We start from the raw sequence: 15976 nt of genomic DNA on the forward strand, positions 1-15976 counted from the left end.
AATTAAAGGTATTGCCAAGAGACCTCAAATAGCCCCAGATCTTTTAAATGTTTGAATCCATGGGAATAATTCTGATTTGCATGAGGAACCAGAATTCTAAAATTTTGAAAATATTGTTTTCCCCAAGATTCAGTAATATCACTTTTTGAAGGGATTCCAAAAACACTGATTCTCACATGATTTCGGTCATAATGTAGTTGCTCTATCAGGATTAGAACATATTTTAAAATGTCCTCCTTCGACTGAATCTCAAATAGGTTGAAAGTACTGAGCTCCTGATCGGTAAATGCCGCTACATACATCTGCTTCCCAAACACGTTGACAATTATTTCCTGCCCGATCAGGTTGAATCTTTCCTTGAAAAGGTAAGAAAGGAATGAACAGGATCCATGATAGAAACTGAGATCTGAAAATCTGGCTTCCAAATGCTTCTTCATTTTTTCATCTACATAGGAAAGCACTTGCAAGTTATTGCTATCCAAAGGAGTGTTGAAGTAAAAGGCGTTATCCGGAACTTCCTTGGAAAAACTTAAGAATTGAGCTTCATTTCCTGAGGAGTATAACACTCCTGGAACCAAGCTAAATCCTGGATGATGAATGAATAATCTGGCCGGCACATCCAACCGTAGCAATGGATCAGTTAGTATTAATTGGTCCAAGCTTTTTAGATTCAACTTGGGATAATAATGAATCCCGGTGTTGGATTGGTTTTGATCTTTTGCGAAGATGACCAAAAAGTCGGGATACAAAAAAAGTGATAAGCTTGCTGTATCCTCTACATCAAACTTATCACTTTTGAATACTTTGAGAGTATTTTCCAAAATTAGGAGGGGATTATTTCCAGTTACCTTCAGTAGAAGCGTCAGTTCTGGATCCTACTCTTAATGCTTTTTCGTTGTTGTTTAATCTTCTCTCAGGATTAATTGGAGCAGGGTCTCTAATTTCAAATACGTTGATTTGGTAGTTGTTTCTTTCGATTTTATCTGCAAAGAACTCGAACATTTTGCCTCCAGATCCTGGTACTACAGCCAAAGCCTCTAGGTTGAAGTCGGGATATTTTCTTTCGTTGAACAAAGAGTCCATCACATTTACCGAACCTAAGGTATCGAAAGTCACAGTAGTTTCTTCCTTACCGTAATCCAATAACTTGGTAGTCTCAGTTCTTTGTACCAACCAGATCTCACCGTTTTGGATGAAGTTTTTCAAATCATTCCAGTTGTCAGCATACTTACCGTTAGATGCTTGGTAAGCCAACTGTGCATCGCGAAGCATTTGTAGTTTTTCGATGATTGCACTTTCGATAAGAGCGATTCTTTTCTCTTCTTCTACGACATCATCTACGCCTTTATAGAGGAGATAGCCAAGAGCAATTGCTACTGCGAAGAAAACAAAGGATAATACTTTGGTTAAATTCATTTTGTTGAAATTTTAAAATCTGGGTAAGGTTGAAGGTTTTTAAAACGTGCTATTTTAGATAATTATTTTCAAAATTAAAATATCCTTTCCACAATCCTAAGTCCTTTAGGGAATTAATTCCCCAAAAGATTTGATGAACTGACTCTGGAGGCAATGAACGGAGCTCTGAAATGGACATCCATGCAATTTCGGTAATTATTTGGTGATTATCCTCTAATTCTGGGTCTTTTCCCAATTTTACTTGCCCTGAGCCCGATTTTACTTCGAAAAACAGCTCAATTGCGTGTAAAGGTGGGCGTAAAAACTCGTGAACGAAAAGAAAATCCCCGATTTCTACTGTCAAGCCGGTCTCTTCTGCGAATTCCCGCTTCAGATTATTTTTAGCATCAGAACCGTAATTCATACCACCTCCCGGAACTGACCAAAATATTCTGTCGTCTCCCATCAAATGACGAATCATTAAGATTTTTTCATCCTGAATAAAAATCCCATTTACTCTAGTTCGAAGTTGATTGCCAAATTTTGATGTGATTTCCTTACCGATTTTGTCTTGCTTCATGTACTTTCGCCAATATGGGTAAAGATAGTCAAGCTGCTTGGAAGGCCTCAGAATTGATCCGGAAAAATTTCCCCTTTGATCCCACTTCCGGTCAATCTTCTTTTTTCCAAAAAATGGATGCCTTTCTTTCCTTGGAACTAGGAGAAAAGCCTTGTTTTGTTTTGAGAGGATATGCCGGAACCGGAAAAACTTCGGTGATTTCTGCATTGGTTCAAAGCCTTCCCAAACTAAAAATGAGATCTCTTTTATTGGCACCTACCGGAAGAGCTGCCAAAGTAATGAGTAATTATAGTGGAAGGGCTGCCTATACCATTCATAAGATTATCTATAAGCCAAAAGGTGAAATGGGGGCTCTATCCAATGGCTTTGTTCTACAAAAAAATTATTACAAAGACACAGTATTTATCGTAGATGAATCTTCCATGCTGGCAGATGATGGCGGAATGTCCGGAAATTTGCTGGGAGATTTGATCCGCTTTGTTTATAGTGAAGAAAGTAACCGATTGATATTGGTGGGAGATACAGCCCAACTTCCTCCTGTGGGCTCAGAATACAGTCCTGCATTGGATTCTAATTACCTCACTCGCTATTTCCGATTGCAAACAGATCAGATTGAATTGACCGAGGTTATGCGCCAAAGGTTGGAGTCAGGTATACTATTTAATGCCACCCAATTGAGAGATCAGGTTTTGAAAGAAAAGCCTGCTGTTCAGATCATGACTTCTCAATTCCGTGATATTTTCAAGATGACCGGGGAAAAATTGGAGGATGGATTACGCTATGCTTATGACAAGTACGGGACTGAAAACACGGTAATCGTCACTCGGTCCAACAAGAATGCAGTTCAATACAATTTGTACATACGAAAGGTCATTCACTTTTTTGAAGATGAGATCAGCTCAGGTGATTTACTAATGATCGTGAAAAACAATTACACCTATATGGCTGATTCGGATAGGGTCAACTTTTTAGCAAATGGGGATATGGCGGAAATCATGAAGATCCGCTCCTTTGAGGAGCTTTATGGCTTACGCTTTGCGACTTTAGAATTACGTCTTCTGGATTATCCAGAAGAACCACACTTTGAGGCAAAAGTCATTTTAGACACGCTTTATTCACCCAGCCCCTCATTGACAAGGGAGCAATATAAAAGTTTGTATGAGCAGGTTTCTGAGGACTATGCAGATATAGCAAATAAAACTGAGCGGATGGAGATGATCCGAAAAGATCCCTATTTGAATGCATTACAAGTTAAGTTCGCCTATGCTTTGACTTGCCATAAAGCGCAAGGAGGGCAATGGAAGGCAGTTTTTGTAGATCAAGGCTATTTGCCTGATGATACTGTGGATAAAGACTTTATCCGATGGTTATATACTGCAGTCACTAGATCCTCTGAGGAATTGTATTTAGTGAATTTTTCCCAGGGCTTCTTTGTTAAGAATTCAGGTATTTAGAAAACTTAACATTCCCTTTCCATGAATTTTGGCAAGGTATTTTCGGATATTTGATGAAAGCTTTAGAAATTTAGCCTCAAAGAGAAATTAGAATTTAAAATTTGAACTCAATAATTAACATAATCATGAAAAAATTAGGATTGATCTTGACCCTCTTTGCAATGGTTTTTGCTTTTCAGGCGAATGCTCAAAGCGAATCTGGCGCAGTAATTACCTTCAAAGAAAAATCTGTGGATTTCGGTGATATTACCCAAGGTGACAAGGTTTCCCATACTTTCGAACTGACGAATACCGGTACTACTCCATTGATTATTTCCAATGTAGCGGCCACTTGTGGTTGTACGGTTCCTTCTTGGCCTAAAGATCCGATTGCTCCAGGTGCGAAAGCAAAAATCGAAGTGTCCTTCAACTCAGCTGGAAAAATGGGTAAGCAAAACTCAGTAGTGAGAATTTATTCAAATGCTTCTGAGCCAATCGAAAAAGTATCTTTGATTTCTAACGTTTTGCCTAAAACGAAGTAATAAACTTAGTAAAGCATGGAAAGCCTGTCTTAACTTTGGACAGGCTTTTTTGTGCCCAAAAATTACCCCACTATGGAAATATTCATGCAGTCCGAAACCTGGATCGCACTTCTCACTCTCACATTTCTGGAAATAGTATTAGGTGTAGACAACATCATATTTATTTCCATTGTATCCAATAAGCTACCGGAAGCTCAGCAGCCCAAAGCGCGAAATTTAGGATTGACTTTGGCTTTGGTTTTTAGGATAGGCCTATTATTAGGGATTTCTTATATAGTACGATTCACCCAGCCGCTATTGACGATTTTTGAATACGATTTCAGCGGAAGGGATTTGATATTACTAATCGGAGGTTTATTTCTTCTTTTTAAATCTACTATGGAAATTCACCATAAGATGGAAGGTGATCCTCAAGAAATAAAAGCCAACACTGCGAAGAGTTTTGGTTCAGTCATCGCTCAAATAGTATTCTTGGATATCATCTTTTCATTTGACAGTATTCTGACAGCAGTCGGTTTGGTGGATCATGTGATCATCATGATTATTGCAGTTGTCATCTCTTTGGGAATAATGATGGCATTTGCTGGAAAAATCAGTCGCTTTATCAACCAACATCCGACATTGCAAATTCTTGCATTATCCTTTCTGATATTGATTGGCTTTATGCTGTTCTTGGAAGGCTTTCACCAAGAAGTTCCAAAAGGATACATCTATTTCGCAGTATTCTTTTCTTTGAGTGTGGAGCTATTGAATATTCGAGTTAGAAAGAAATCAACTGATCCAGTAGAGTTAAAACCAAGATTAAAAGAAGAAGAAAATTGATTTGGAACCCCGGAAGTGATTTCGGGGTTTTCTTTTTTTTACACCCATGCAACAGAAATCAGAAAGAAAAGTAACCATTGGTCAGGTTTTTACCACCATCATCTGGCCCCGTAGAAAACACCTGTTTTTAGGTCTTTTTCTCATCATCATTAGTAGGCTATCAGGCTTGGTCCTTCCTGGGGCCAGTAAATATTTAGTGGATGATGTCATTCCTTCCAATGATTTGAACTTGCTAAAATGGCTGATTATTGCGGTGGTAGTAGCCATTGTGATTCAATCTGTGACCTCATATGCCTTGACTCAGATTTTATCTGTGGAGGCACAAAATCTCATTGCAAAGCTCCGGTCTAAAGTTCAAAGTCATATCATCAAATTGCCCATTCGTTTTTTTGACAATGCAAAGACCGGAGAACTTGTATCCAGAATCATGTCTGATGTGGAAGGTGTAAGAAATCTGGTGGGAACCGGTTTTGCTCAAATGATAGGAGGGGTAATTACTTCCGCCATTTCGCTGGTTTTATTAATAAGTATCAGTCCCTTGATGACCTTGTATGTCTTGGTTCCGGTAGCAATATTCGGTTTGGTTTCCTTAAAAGCATTTGGACGGATCAGACCGATTTTTCGAGAAAGAGGCAAAATCAATGCTCAGGTTACAGGCAGGCTTACCGAAACCTTGGGAGGAATTCGAGTGATCAAAGGCTTCAATGCTGAAGCTCAGGAAATAAAAACTTTCCAACAGGGTGTAGATGAGTTGTTCCAAAACGTGAAAGCAAGTTTGACAGCAACTTCTTTTGTGACCTCAGCAGGCACCTTACTTTTGGGACTGGCTTCTGCTGGCATTATGGGTATCGGAGGTTGGATGATCATGGAAGGGGACATCACGTTCGGAGATTTTCTGGCTTTCACGCTCTATCTAGGTTTTATGATCGCACCTATTGTACAAATGTCAAATATAGGTTCCCAGCTTACTGAGGCCTTCGCAGGCCTTGATAGGACAGAAGAAATCATGAATACTCCTTTGGAATCTGATGATAAAGAAAGATCCATTGAACTTGAAAGTATTCAAGGGGATATTCGTTTTGAAGACGTTTCCTTTGCTTATGAATCAGGAAAAGATGTGATCAAGAATATCAATTTTCACGCACCGGCTGGAACAGTAACAGCATTGGTTGGTTCTTCTGGTTCGGGCAAAACCACCATAGCAGGTCTTGCGGCCACATTTTTAAATCCAGATTCTGGAAATATATACTTAGATAATCAAGACTTGCAAAAAGTAAGTTTGGAGTCCTTCCGTTCAAAATTAGGGGTTGTATTACAGGATGACTTTCTTTTCGAGGGTACCATTCGGGAAAACATTCTTTTCCCGAGACCTGATGCTACTGAAGAGCAATTACAGCAAGCGGTTCATGCCGCCTATGTACAGGAGTTTTCGGATCGTTTTGAAGATGGACTGGATACCTTGATAGGGGAGCGAGGTGTGAAGCTTTCAGGTGGGCAGAGGCAGAGAATAGCCATTGCCAGAGCGATTTTAGCAGATCCTAAAATTTTGATTTTGGATGAGGCAACTTCAAATCTAGATACCGAGTCAGAAACTTTAATTCAAGCTTCTTTGAAAGAACTAATGAAGGGGAGAACCACCTTTGTAATCGCACATAGATTAAGCACTATTCGACAGGCTGACCAAATATTGGTGATAGAGCATGGGGAAATAGCAGAGAGAGGAAAGCATGAAGACCTAATAAGCAAAGAGGGACGCTATTATCAATTGTATACCTATCAGGCAAGAATCTAAATTTGGATTTGAAAACTCAGGTTTATTCATGGGGAAAAGATAGGATTTTGTAGATTTGATGTCCCAAAACAAAATTTAGAGATGAGTGATTTGAAATGGTATGTGATGTATACGGCTTCACGTTCCGAAAAAAAGGTGGCCACAAGATTAAGAGAAAAGGGTTGGGAAGTTTATTTGCCTCTGGTCACTGAGTTAAGACAATGGTCTGACAGAAAAAAGAAAGTAGAAAAAGCCCTATTCAACGGTTATGTTTTCGTAAAAACCCAGAGAAACCAACTTTGGGAATGTCTTCAAGTACCGGGAGCAGTGAAGTTTGTTCATTTTTCCGGGCAGCATGCCACAGTGAGGGAAGAGGACCTGGATATTATCAAAAGAGTTGTAGAAACCGGGGTGGCTGTCGAGACAGATGGTTCAGAAATTGAACCGGGAGAAAAAGTTCAAGTGATTGGAGGAGCACTACAAAATATGATAGGGGAGTGCGTGGAGAAAGGAAATAAAGATTATTTCATGATTAGGATTCCAGGAATTTATCAGAATATGCTGATATCTATCCCAAGGAAATTTTTGCAAGTCATTCCAGAAAAAATTCAATGAAAAAAGGCCGGTTTAAACGGCCTTTTTTAGTCTTTATTTTTTGGTAAAATATAGCGTCTAAATACGATTTGAGCCTGAAATAAATGGTCCGCAAATCGGTTAAATCCGACATTTCCATCTATGTTATCCGTAAATGTTAGTAGCATAGTACCCTCACCAGCTATATCGGAATAAGGGCCAATTCTATAACTTAATCCTGCTCTTACGGGCACGTACGCCGTTGTCAAGCTTTCATTGGTAGGTCGCTCGTCTGGGCTGTAAGATTTTGTTTGTTTGGTTGATACAGCCATTACACCTATTCCAGCCCCTCCGTAGATATTAAACCTGCTCCTATGCATATGATTGCTAAAAGGGATTAGGTTAATACTTGGCATGACATCCAGATAAAAAGTGGACCCCTTAGCGGTAAAGGAAGCACCTGCTATCCTCCATTTTTCCTGCACATTCAAATTACCATTATTGCTACTACTGATTGATTGGTATCCCACTGTATACCGAAGGTCAAAAACCTGAGATAGCTTTTTAGTCCAGGCTACTGAAAGAGAAGGCAAAATCTCAAAGCCTATGGTACGGTAAGGCCCTCCATTATCAATATAAGAAAACGATGGACCAGCACCCACAGTCAAGATGTTGTTTCTGGAAATCCTTTCTTTATAAAAGTTCTGGCTGTAAGAATTTGAAGATATCACCAAAAATAAAAGTGCCAGAAATAGTTGAAATACTTTTTTCATCACGTCTCAAAGAGCTTAAAGCTCAATTAATTCCTTTGCAAATTTGGCAACAAAAATGCCAAGTACCTGAAAGATGGCTTATTAAAAACTCGAATATCTGAAAATTATTGTTTCAGACGCCAAAATCAGGCTTCTTCAAAAGCCTTTTGAATCTCCTCCTCGGTAGTTTTCAGCTTCTTTTTACAAAAACTGACCAATTCTGTCGCCTCTTTCACCAATTCGGAAAGTTCATCTACACTCTTTTTGCCTTCTTCTAATTGTGCCAATATGAGCTCTAGGCGCTCCAATGCCTGCTGATAATTTAAATCCTTCATAGTTCTTTGATATCAGTGATTGTACTTTTAATCTTTTTTTGATTGCTTACTGTAAGAATCTCTTGACCTTTTTCAAGATCCTTTACCAAATGAATAGGAATCCCGTCCAATTCTGTTCGAGTGTAACCTCTTTCCAAAATTGCTTTGGGATCTAAGCTTTTTAAGCTTTTTTCAAGATGTTCTAATTTTTGACCATTAGACAAGACCTGCTGGGAGGCTGCCTTTTTTAAAGCCTGATGGAGTTGCTCCAGACGGTATGACTGTGTATTGAGATTTGTGGACAAATTCGCTTTGATCCTGTCTTTTCTGGCATTTAGCCTTTCTTTCTCCAAAGTCAGCCTGTTCTGGACTGCAGTTTTCAACCTTAAATTCTGTTGATGCAGTAAGTTGTCAGCAAGCTTTATGTTTTGTCTGGTTAGCCTGTCCAATCTTGTAAGGGCTATTCCTAAATTTTCCTCAAAAATTCTGAATCCTGAAAGTAGAAATTCAGCTACTGCTGTTGGAGTTTTTAATTTGGTATGGGCTACCAAATCTGCAACTGTTTCATCCCTTTCATGTCCTATGCCGGTAAAGACAGGCAAAGAAGAGTTGGCTATTTTGGCCGCTAGCCTATAGTCATCAAAGCAATCTAAATCCAACTGTGCACCACCACCTCTGATGATAATGACAGCTTCCAATCCTAACCTTTCTTTCAATTCCTCGGCTTTATCCAAAGCATTGATTAAGCTGGAAACAGCCTCGTTCCCTTGCATCATAGAAGGTATCAGCGTATGGTAAATTTTATACCCCTGAGGATTATGCTCCAATTGATTGATAAAATCACCATATCCAGCAGCAGTAGGGCTGCTGATAATGCCTATTTTTTGAATGACTTGAGGAAAAATTCGGGAAGCATTTAGTCTGAGTAGACCTTCTTTGGTTAGGCGATCGATGGTTTCCTGACGGATTCTAGCTCTTTCACCCAAGGAGAAAGAAGCATCAATGTCTTTCACAATCAGGCTTAACCCGTAAACAGGGTGAAAGGTGATTTGGACTTGTGCCAAAACTTTCATCCCATTTTTGATTCCTGTTCCTGTTAGACTTTCAAAGCGTGAAGCAATGGTTCTGTATGTAAACTGCCAGCAATTACAGCGAATTTTGGCCAAAACTTGATTGCCCTGTTTTTCGGCCAATTCAAAATAAGCATGTCCCTGAGGAGCCTGTCGGAAATCAGCGATTTCACCGATCACCCAATAGGTAGGATCCAACTGATTTTCCAATGTGGATTTGATCAGCTCTCCCAGCTCCTGTATGGATAGCGCTTGCTGCATCTTTATTTGAATTTTTGGGCAGCCGCCTTGATCAATTGATTCAACTCCATACTAGCTCTTAGCATTGGCAGACGAACTTGATCATCACAAATCCCCAGATGACAAAGGAGGTTTTTGATTCCCACAGGATTTCCCTCTTTATACATCAGGTCATTAATTTCTAAAAGTGAAAAAGCCGCTTCTTTACTTTCAGAGTCCGTTCCGTGACATAATTTATGAAAGGTTTCAGGAAGGGCATTTGCCAAAACTGAAATGACTCCAACTCCTCCTATACCATACAGAGCTTTGGTCATTAGGTCATCTCCAGAGATTAGCAAAAAATCTTGAGGCTTACCAGCTGCAATACGCATGCACTGCTCCAAATTTCCGCTAGCCTCTTTGATTCCTATGATATTTGGATGGTTTGCTAAGCTAAGTGTGGTTTCTGCACTCAAATTGGACATGGTTCTTCCCGGTACATTATAAAGAATAACCGGAACAGGGCATGCATCAGCGATAGCTCGATAATGTGCAATGATACCTGCCTGACTTGGCTTATTATAGTAAGGGCTTACTGATAAAATAGCGTCAATTCCAGTAAAATCTGTATTTGCGATTTCATCTAAAACGGACTGCGTGTTATTCCCTCCAATTCCATAAACTACAGGAACTCTTCCAGCATTATATTTTAGACAAGCTGCCAACACTTGTTTTTTCTCTGTTGCATTCAAAGTGGCAACTTCCCCAGTAGTTCCTAATGCTACCAGGTAATCAACTCCACCTTTGATAGTGTGATCAATGAGTTTTTCCAATCCATTGTAATCAATGGTGTAATCATCATTAAAAGGAGTGGCCAGTGCCACACCCGTACCGTAAAATTGGTTCATTGCTTTTCGAATTTGGAGGTGCAAAGATAATTGCTTCCTCGTGGTTTGGTTCTACCTTAAATAAAATAGGAATTATTCCTGAATCATAGAAAGAAACTCTTCCTCTGAAATCAATGGAATACCTAATTTTTGGGCTTTATCCTTTTTGCTAGGCCCCATTCCTTCACCTTCTATAATAAAATCCAGATTCTTGGAAACGGAAGAAATGTATTGCCCTCCGTGGGCTTGAACGAAATCAACAATCTCATCCCGCTTAAAGTTTACCAATTTGCCTGAAGCTAATATTTTCTTTCCAGCCAGGGATTGACTTGCAGGCTCTTGATCCGCCTGGTCTATTTCGAATTTGAGACCTAAATCTCTCAACTGCTGAAGTATTCTCTGATTTTCAGGATTGGCAAAAAACTCATGGATGCTTTGAACCAAAGTGCCTCCCACGCCATTGATTTCCAATAATTCCTCTTCTGTTGCTTCTTGTAACTTATCCAAGGTTTTGAAGTGTCTAGCCAAAAGTTGGGCTGTATTTTCTCCTATATTTCTGATACCAATCGCAAACAAAACCTTTTCAAAAGGCTGACTTTTGGATGCCTTAATACCCTCCAGCATATTGGAAATAACTCCTTCTTGAAAGGTGTTAGCCTTTAGTTTTTTGATTCGCTCTCGAAGTTCATCCGGTAATTCCAGATTCAATCGCAGAATGATGCCATGCACGGTTCCTTCCTTTTTACTGGCTTCCAGGATTCTCTCAAATTCCACTCTTCTTCCAAGAAAAATTTCCAAGACAACTGCTACCGGTATATAATCTTCCAGCTTGGGAAGTTCTGGATGATCCTTCAGGGAGTTGATCAGATAATCCACCATGCCCGTGTTGGATGGAACTTTCTTCTTCCATTTTCTTATTTGTTCCTGAAATCCTCTCAGGGTTTCGTTCAATGGAAGCTCAGCAGCACTTTCTAGGTACTCCTGAATTTGCTTGAAGGAAATTTGTTCGGTCAAAGCAAAAAGTGCTTTTTCCAATTTGATATAGAGCAGTCCACTCCCTTCCTTTTCATATTGGTCTTGGCTCATTTCCAAACCCAGCAATTCACGCTCTTTGGTTTCTAGAAGGTAAATATCACTATAGTTGGAGATGAACTTTTGGTCAATTAATGCTCGAATTCTTTCTGTTCCCAATGAATCAATGTCCATGGCTCTTTTAGAAACGAAGTGCTCGATTCTTCCCAGAACCTGTGGAGGGCAGGATTCAGCATTGGGACAAAAGTGCTTTGCTTCACCTTCTTTTCGCTCCAGGGCAGTTCCACATTCAGGGCAGGTTTGAATATATTGGATAGGCTGCATGCCAGCTTTCCTTTTCTGAAGATTTACAGCTGTTATTTTTGGAATGATTTCCCCGCCTTTTTCGACAGCCACTATATCACCTTCATGAATTCCCAATCTTTCGATTTCGTTGGCATTGTGGAGGGATGCGCGTTTCACAGTCGTTCCTGCCAAACTCACTGGCGCCAAATTAGCTACGGGTGTGATAGCCCCTGTTCTTCCCACTTGATAAGTGATTGAAAGCAATTCTGTTTCAGCACTTTCAGCTTTGTATTTGTATGCAATCGCCCAACGTGGAATCTTGGCCGTAAAACCTAATTCCTCTCTTTGCTCATAATTGTTAATTTTCAGTACCACACCGTCTGTATCCAATGGAAGGGTATGGCGCTTTTCTCTCCAAGTTTCAATGTATTGTAAAACCTCTTCCACATTAGAGGCTTTTGTATAGGTCTGTGAGACATTAAAGCCCCATTTTTCAATAAGATGAATAGCTTCTGCATGAGTTTCAACCCCAATATTTTCTCCCAAAAGCTGATAAAAATAGCAATTCAACCTCCTTTTGGCGACGACCGAGGAGTCCTGCATTTTTAATGTTCCCGAAGCTGCATTTCTAGGATTGGCCAGCAGCGCGTCTCCCTTTTCCGCCCTTTCTGCATTGATTTTTTCAAATTCTTTCAATGGCAAAAATATCTCTCCCCGAACCTCAAATTTTTCTGGAATATTTTCTCCCGCTACTGAAAGTGGGATGTTTCGGATGGTTCTCACATTGGCTGTGACATCATCACCTTTAGTCCCGTCACCTCGGGTTACGGCTCGGGTCAGTTTGCCATTTTCATAAACCAAACTGATTGCCACTCCGTCGAATTTCATTTCGCAGAAATATTCGTAATCCGAATGCCCCAATCCTTTTTGTACGCGTTCGTCAAAGGCTTTGAGCTCTTCGATCGTATAGGTATTGCCCAAAGAAAGCATGCGGTATTCATGCGCGACAGTTTGAAATTCCTTGGTAATCGTACCACCAACTCGCTGACTTGGACTATCTGGATCCAACAAATCCGGATATTCAGTTTCAAGCCGAATTAGTTCTTCCAGCAACTGATCAAACTCATAATCAGATATTTCAATTCTGCTCTCCTGATAATACAGGTGATTATGATAATTGATTTGTTGGCTGAGTTCTGCGATCCTTTTGGCAGCTTGTTGGTGATTCATGGATTGGAAAGAATTTTGGGTGGGTAAAAATACCCCTTTGCATTTGGCTTCACAAGGAGATTATCCTTCAAAATATGCAACTAAAAATAAAGATAGCTGTTGGATACCTTTGTATATATTTGTTTCTAAATCTGTTCATATGAGCAAAAAGACCAGTGTAGAAAGTAAAATTTTGGAAAAGGCATATCAGCTTTTTTTGGAAAAGGGATATCGTCATACTACTATGGACGATATTGCTCAGGAATTGACCATGAGCAAAAAAACGCTCTACAAGTATTTTCCTGGCAAACTGGAATTGCTTTCCGCATCCTTTGATAAGCTTAAAACCAAAATGACGGCCAAAGTAGAGGCTATTTTGGATAATAGATATATTACATTTCCACTCAAGCTGAAGTCCACGCTTTCAGTGATTGCTACCCATTTGGCACCTATCAATCCAGGCTTATTTGAAGATTTGAGGGAATATGCACCTGAGATTTGGGTGGAATTGCAAGAGTATATTAATGAGTCGGCTTTTCTTCGATTTCAAAAGCTAATAGAGCAGGGGAAAGAACAGGGATTGGTAAAAAACAACCTGAATGTCAGCTTAGTAGTGACTCTATACGCAGCTGCTGTCCAGTCATTATTAGATCCAAAATTTTTGAGCCAGTTTCCGGAAAATATCCGAAAGGAAATGAGTTTACCGCCCTCTGATATTTATGATCAGGCGATCACGATTATCTACAATGGGATTTTGACGGAGGATGCGAGAGATGAATTTACCAATGCATAAAGGCCCCTTTAAGGGTTTTCCTTATCTTTGCGACCTGATTAGAAATTTGTAATCACCCATTCAGACATGTCTAAGAATTTCAAGCGATATACAGTTACCTCAGCTTTACCTTATGCCAATGGGCCCTTGCATATCGGCCATTTAGCGGGATGCTATGTTCCTTCAGATATTTATGTGCGCTACCTTCGATCCAAAGGAAAAGATGTAGCCTATATCTGCGGATCGGATGAGCATGGAGTAGCCATTACAATCAAAGCGAAAAAAGAAGGAAAAACTCCCCAGGAAGTAGTGGATCATTATCATGAAATGATGAAAAAAAGCTTTTCCGAATTCGGAATCAGCTTCGATCATTATTCCAGAACTTCCGCCAAAATCCATCACGAAACAGCTCAGGGATTTTTCAAGGATTTGTATGAAAAAGGAGAATTCTTGGAGCAAAGCACTGAGCAGTATTTCGATGAGGAAGCCGGGCAATTCTTGGCCGATCGCTACATAGAAGGTACCTGCCCTAAGTGCGGAAATGAAAATGCCTATGGAGATCAGTGCGAGCGATGTGGATCTTCTTTAAGCCCTACTGATCTAATCAATCCTAAATCCAAATTGAGTGGAGCAACACCGGTTCTGAGAGAAACCAAGCACTGGTTTTTGGACTTGGCTCGCTATCAGAATTTTTTGAAAAAATGGATTTTAGAGGAGCATGCTCAAGATTGGAAAAACAATGTATTGGGACAATGCAGATCATGGTTGGAAGCTGGTGATGGCTTGCAGGCAAGGTCCATGACAAGAGATTTGGATTGGGGTATCAAAGTGCCTTTGCAAGATGCACAAGGGAAGGTGCTCTATGTTTGGTTTGATGCGCCAATTGGCTATATCTCCTCTACGAAAGAGTGGGCTGCTGAAAAAGGGATTGACTGGAAGCCTTATTGGAAAGATGATGAAACCAAGTTGGTTCACTTCATTGGAAAAGACAATATCGTTTTCCATTGTATCATTTTCCCGGCTATTTTGAAGACTCACGGAGGCTATATCCTTCCAGAAAATGTTCCGGCCAATGAATTCTTGAATTTGGAAGGAGATAAAATTTCTACTTCCAGAAACTGGGCTGTGTGGTTGCATGAGTACTTGGAAGAATTTCCGGGAAAGCAGGATGTACTTCGTTATGTATTAACTGCCAATGCTCCTGAGACTAAAGACAATGATTTTAGCTGGAAAGATTTCCAGGCTAGGAATAATTCTGAGTTGGTGGCTATCTATGGCAATTTTGTCAATAGGGCAGTGGTTTTGACTCATAAATATTATCAAGGAGAGATTCCACAGCGTGGAGAGTTGACCGGCTATGATGAGGAAGTGTTGCAGGCCCTTTCTGAGTTTCCTGAAAAAATTGAGGCTTCCATTGAACGCTATAGATTCAGAGAGGCATTGGGAATCATGATGGATTTGGCTCGATTGGGGAATAAGTATCTTGCTGATACCGAGCCTTGGAAAGTGGTGAAAACGGACGAAGTTCGCACAGCTACCATCATGAATATTGCCCTCAATATCGCTGCAAATTTGGCGATCGTTTCCGAGCCATTCTTACCATTTACGGCGCAGAAATTAGTGGGCCTATTCGGGTTGGAAGCTCCAGACTGGACTCAGGCAGGTAATGGACAGCTCTTGAAAGAAGGCTCAAGCATTGGTCAAATGGGCCTTTTATTTGAGAAAATTGAAGATGAAGTAGTAGAAAAGCAATTGAATAAACTCCAAGAATCCAAAAAGATGAACGAAGCAGCAAATGCACCAGCAGTACCGATGAAGGAAATAATTACTTATGATGATTTCGCAAAATTGGATATGCGGGTAGTAACCGTTTTGGAGGCTGAAAAAATGCCTAAATCCAAGAAATTGATCAAACTGAAAGTAGATACCGGCTTAGGACATAGAACTGTTTTGAGTGGAGTAGCTGAGCATTTTGAACCGGAGTTTTTGGTGGGTAAGCAAGTAACCATGCTGATCAACTTGGCACCAAGAAAAATGATGGGTATTGATTCCGAGGGAATGATTTTGATGGCTGAAGACAAAGATGGTAAGCTGAAGCTATTGATTCCTCATGAGGGAACGGCGAGCGGTTCGACAATCTCATAATATTGAGATGCGAGAGGCTAGAAGCGAGAGATGAGAGTTTAGAGTCTAGAGCCTACTAAAAAAAAGAAAGCCATCGGAGATAACCAGATGGCTTTCTTTTTAGATATACCTGTCTAATTTCTAACATCTAACTTCTTTCAACTAAGTATATCCTTTTTATTTCTAGCATCTATCA

The 15976-nt window shown here is 40.0% G+C and carries 15 protein-coding genes; 7 read left to right on the forward strand and 8 right to left on the reverse strand.

Going from position 1 to position 15976, the window contains the following annotated elements; all coding sequences use genetic code 11:
- Positions 1-2 precede the first annotated feature (2 nt).
- Genes BM073_RS15250 through BM073_RS15260 form a run of 3 tightly spaced genes read right to left on the reverse strand, consistent with a single transcriptional unit; the run spans position 3 to position 1975 of the window.
- Positions 3-821, reverse strand: a complete 819-nt coding sequence (locus tag BM073_RS15250) for a DUF3822 family protein (RefSeq protein WP_175557930.1) — start codon at positions 819-821, stop codon at positions 3-5.
- A 13-nt stretch (positions 822-834) separates the two neighbouring features.
- A complete protein-coding gene (locus tag BM073_RS15255) occupies positions 835-1416 on the reverse strand; it encodes a hypothetical protein (protein ID WP_091655196.1) in 582 nt (193 codons plus the stop codon).
- Positions 1417-1465: 49 nt separating this feature from the next.
- Positions 1466-1975, reverse strand: a complete 510-nt coding sequence (locus tag BM073_RS15260; protein WP_091655197.1) for an NUDIX domain-containing protein — start codon at positions 1973-1975, stop codon at positions 1466-1468.
- A 14-nt stretch (positions 1976-1989) separates the two neighbouring features.
- Between BM073_RS15260 and BM073_RS15265 the strand changes: the two genes are divergently transcribed.
- The 5 genes from BM073_RS15265 to BM073_RS15285 all read left to right on the forward strand — a co-directional run bounded on the left by BM073_RS15265 (position 1990) and on the right by BM073_RS15285 (position 7158).
- A complete protein-coding gene (locus BM073_RS15265; RefSeq protein ID WP_091655198.1) occupies positions 1990-3429 on the forward strand; it encodes an ATP-dependent DNA helicase in 1440 nt (479 codons plus the stop codon).
- Positions 3430-3554: 125 nt separating this feature from the next.
- Complete coding sequence (locus BM073_RS15270) at positions 3555-3950, forward strand: DUF1573 domain-containing protein (protein WP_091655199.1); 396 nt, start codon at positions 3555-3557, stop codon at positions 3948-3950.
- 72 nt (positions 3951-4022) lie between these two features.
- Positions 4023-4772, forward strand: a complete 750-nt coding sequence (locus tag BM073_RS15275; protein WP_091655200.1) for a TerC family protein — start codon at positions 4023-4025, stop codon at positions 4770-4772.
- Between the two features lie 46 nt (positions 4773-4818).
- Positions 4819-6564 (forward strand): ABC transporter ATP-binding protein, encoded by a 1746-nt coding sequence (locus tag BM073_RS15280; RefSeq protein ID WP_091655201.1) that lies wholly within the window; start codon positions 4819-4821, stop codon positions 6562-6564.
- 81 nt (positions 6565-6645) lie between these two features.
- Positions 6646-7158, forward strand: a complete 513-nt coding sequence (locus BM073_RS15285) for a UpxY family transcription antiterminator (RefSeq protein WP_091655202.1) — start codon at positions 6646-6648, stop codon at positions 7156-7158.
- Positions 7159-7184: 26 nt separating this feature from the next.
- Here the strand turns inward: BM073_RS15285 and BM073_RS15290 are convergent, their stop codons facing one another.
- The 5 genes from BM073_RS15290 to ligA all read right to left on the reverse strand — a co-directional run bounded on the left by BM073_RS15290 (position 7185) and on the right by ligA (position 12905).
- On the reverse strand, positions 7185-7889 hold the full coding sequence (locus BM073_RS15290; protein WP_091655203.1) for a hypothetical protein: 705 nt from the start codon (positions 7887-7889) through the stop codon (positions 7185-7187).
- 125 nt (positions 7890-8014) lie between these two features.
- The gene (gene xseB, locus BM073_RS15295) at positions 8015-8203 is read right to left on the reverse strand and encodes an exodeoxyribonuclease VII small subunit (protein ID WP_091655204.1); all 189 of its coding nucleotides are present in this window, start codon (positions 8201-8203) and stop codon (positions 8015-8017) included.
- Complete coding sequence (gene xseA / locus BM073_RS15300; protein WP_091655205.1) at positions 8200-9513, reverse strand: exodeoxyribonuclease VII large subunit; 1314 nt, start codon at positions 9511-9513, stop codon at positions 8200-8202. The genes xseB and xseA overlap by 4 nt, the downstream gene beginning before the upstream one ends.
- Before the next feature lie 2 nt (positions 9514-9515).
- A complete protein-coding gene (dapA, locus tag BM073_RS15305) occupies positions 9516-10379 on the reverse strand; it encodes a 4-hydroxy-tetrahydrodipicolinate synthase (RefSeq protein ID WP_091655206.1) in 864 nt (287 codons plus the stop codon).
- A 72-nt stretch (positions 10380-10451) separates the two neighbouring features.
- A complete protein-coding gene (ligA, locus tag BM073_RS15310) occupies positions 10452-12905 on the reverse strand; it encodes an NAD-dependent DNA ligase LigA (RefSeq protein ID WP_091655207.1) in 2454 nt (817 codons plus the stop codon).
- A 139-nt stretch (positions 12906-13044) separates the two neighbouring features.
- On the opposite strand from ligA, the gene BM073_RS15315 reads away from it, so the two are divergent.
- Together BM073_RS15315 and metG are read left to right on the forward strand one after the other, a co-directional pair.
- Entirely contained in the window at positions 13045-13677 is a 633-nt protein-coding gene (locus BM073_RS15315) for a TetR/AcrR family transcriptional regulator (RefSeq protein ID WP_091655263.1), read from the forward strand.
- Positions 13678-13743: 66 nt separating this feature from the next.
- The gene (metG, locus tag BM073_RS15320; RefSeq protein WP_091655208.1) at positions 13744-15801 is read left to right on the forward strand and encodes a methionine--tRNA ligase; all 2058 of its coding nucleotides are present in this window, start codon (positions 13744-13746) and stop codon (positions 15799-15801) included.
- Positions 15802-15976 lie beyond the last annotated feature (175 nt).

Origin of the sequence: Algoriphagus ornithinivorans (assembly GCF_900115305.1) — a bacterium.
Lineage (GTDB): Bacteria > Bacteroidota > Bacteroidia > Cytophagales > Cyclobacteriaceae > Algoriphagus > Algoriphagus ornithinivorans.

Excerpts from the sequence above, each read along its gene's own strand:
- BM073_RS15260 (WP_091655197.1), bottom strand. The coding sequence starts at position 1,975 with ATGAAGCAAGACAAAATCGGTAAGGAAATCACATCAAAATTTGGCAAT.
- BM073_RS15315 (WP_091655263.1), top strand. The coding sequence starts at position 13,045 with ATGAGCAAAAAGACCAGTGTAGAAAGTAAAATTTTGGAAAAGGCATAT.
- BM073_RS15275 (WP_091655200.1), top strand. The coding sequence starts at position 4,023 with ATGGAAATATTCATGCAGTCCGAAACCTGGATCGCACTTCTCACTCTC.
- metG (WP_091655208.1), top strand. The coding sequence starts at position 13,744 with ATGTCTAAGAATTTCAAGCGATATACAGTTACCTCAGCTTTACCTTAT.
- xseA (WP_091655205.1), bottom strand. The coding sequence starts at position 9,513 with ATGCAGCAAGCGCTATCCATACAGGAGCTGGGAGAGCTGATCAAATCC.
- ligA (WP_091655207.1), bottom strand. The coding sequence starts at position 12,905 with ATGAATCACCAACAAGCTGCCAAAAGGATCGCAGAACTCAGCCAACAA.
- dapA (WP_091655206.1), bottom strand. The coding sequence starts at position 10,379 with ATGAACCAATTTTACGGTACGGGTGTGGCACTGGCCACTCCTTTTAAT.
- BM073_RS15290 (WP_091655203.1), bottom strand. The coding sequence starts at position 7,889 with ATGAAAAAAGTATTTCAACTATTTCTGGCACTTTTATTTTTGGTGATA.
- BM073_RS15280 (WP_091655201.1), top strand. The coding sequence starts at position 4,819 with ATGCAACAGAAATCAGAAAGAAAAGTAACCATTGGTCAGGTTTTTACC.
- BM073_RS15285 (WP_091655202.1), top strand. The coding sequence starts at position 6,646 with ATGAGTGATTTGAAATGGTATGTGATGTATACGGCTTCACGTTCCGAA.
- BM073_RS15255 (WP_091655196.1), bottom strand. The coding sequence starts at position 1,416 with ATGAATTTAACCAAAGTATTATCCTTTGTTTTCTTCGCAGTAGCAATT.
- BM073_RS15270 (WP_091655199.1), top strand. The coding sequence starts at position 3,555 with ATGAAAAAATTAGGATTGATCTTGACCCTCTTTGCAATGGTTTTTGCT.
- BM073_RS15265 (WP_091655198.1), top strand. The coding sequence starts at position 1,990 with ATGGGTAAAGATAGTCAAGCTGCTTGGAAGGCCTCAGAATTGATCCGG.
- xseB (WP_091655204.1), bottom strand. The coding sequence starts at position 8,203 with ATGAAGGATTTAAATTATCAGCAGGCATTGGAGCGCCTAGAGCTCATA.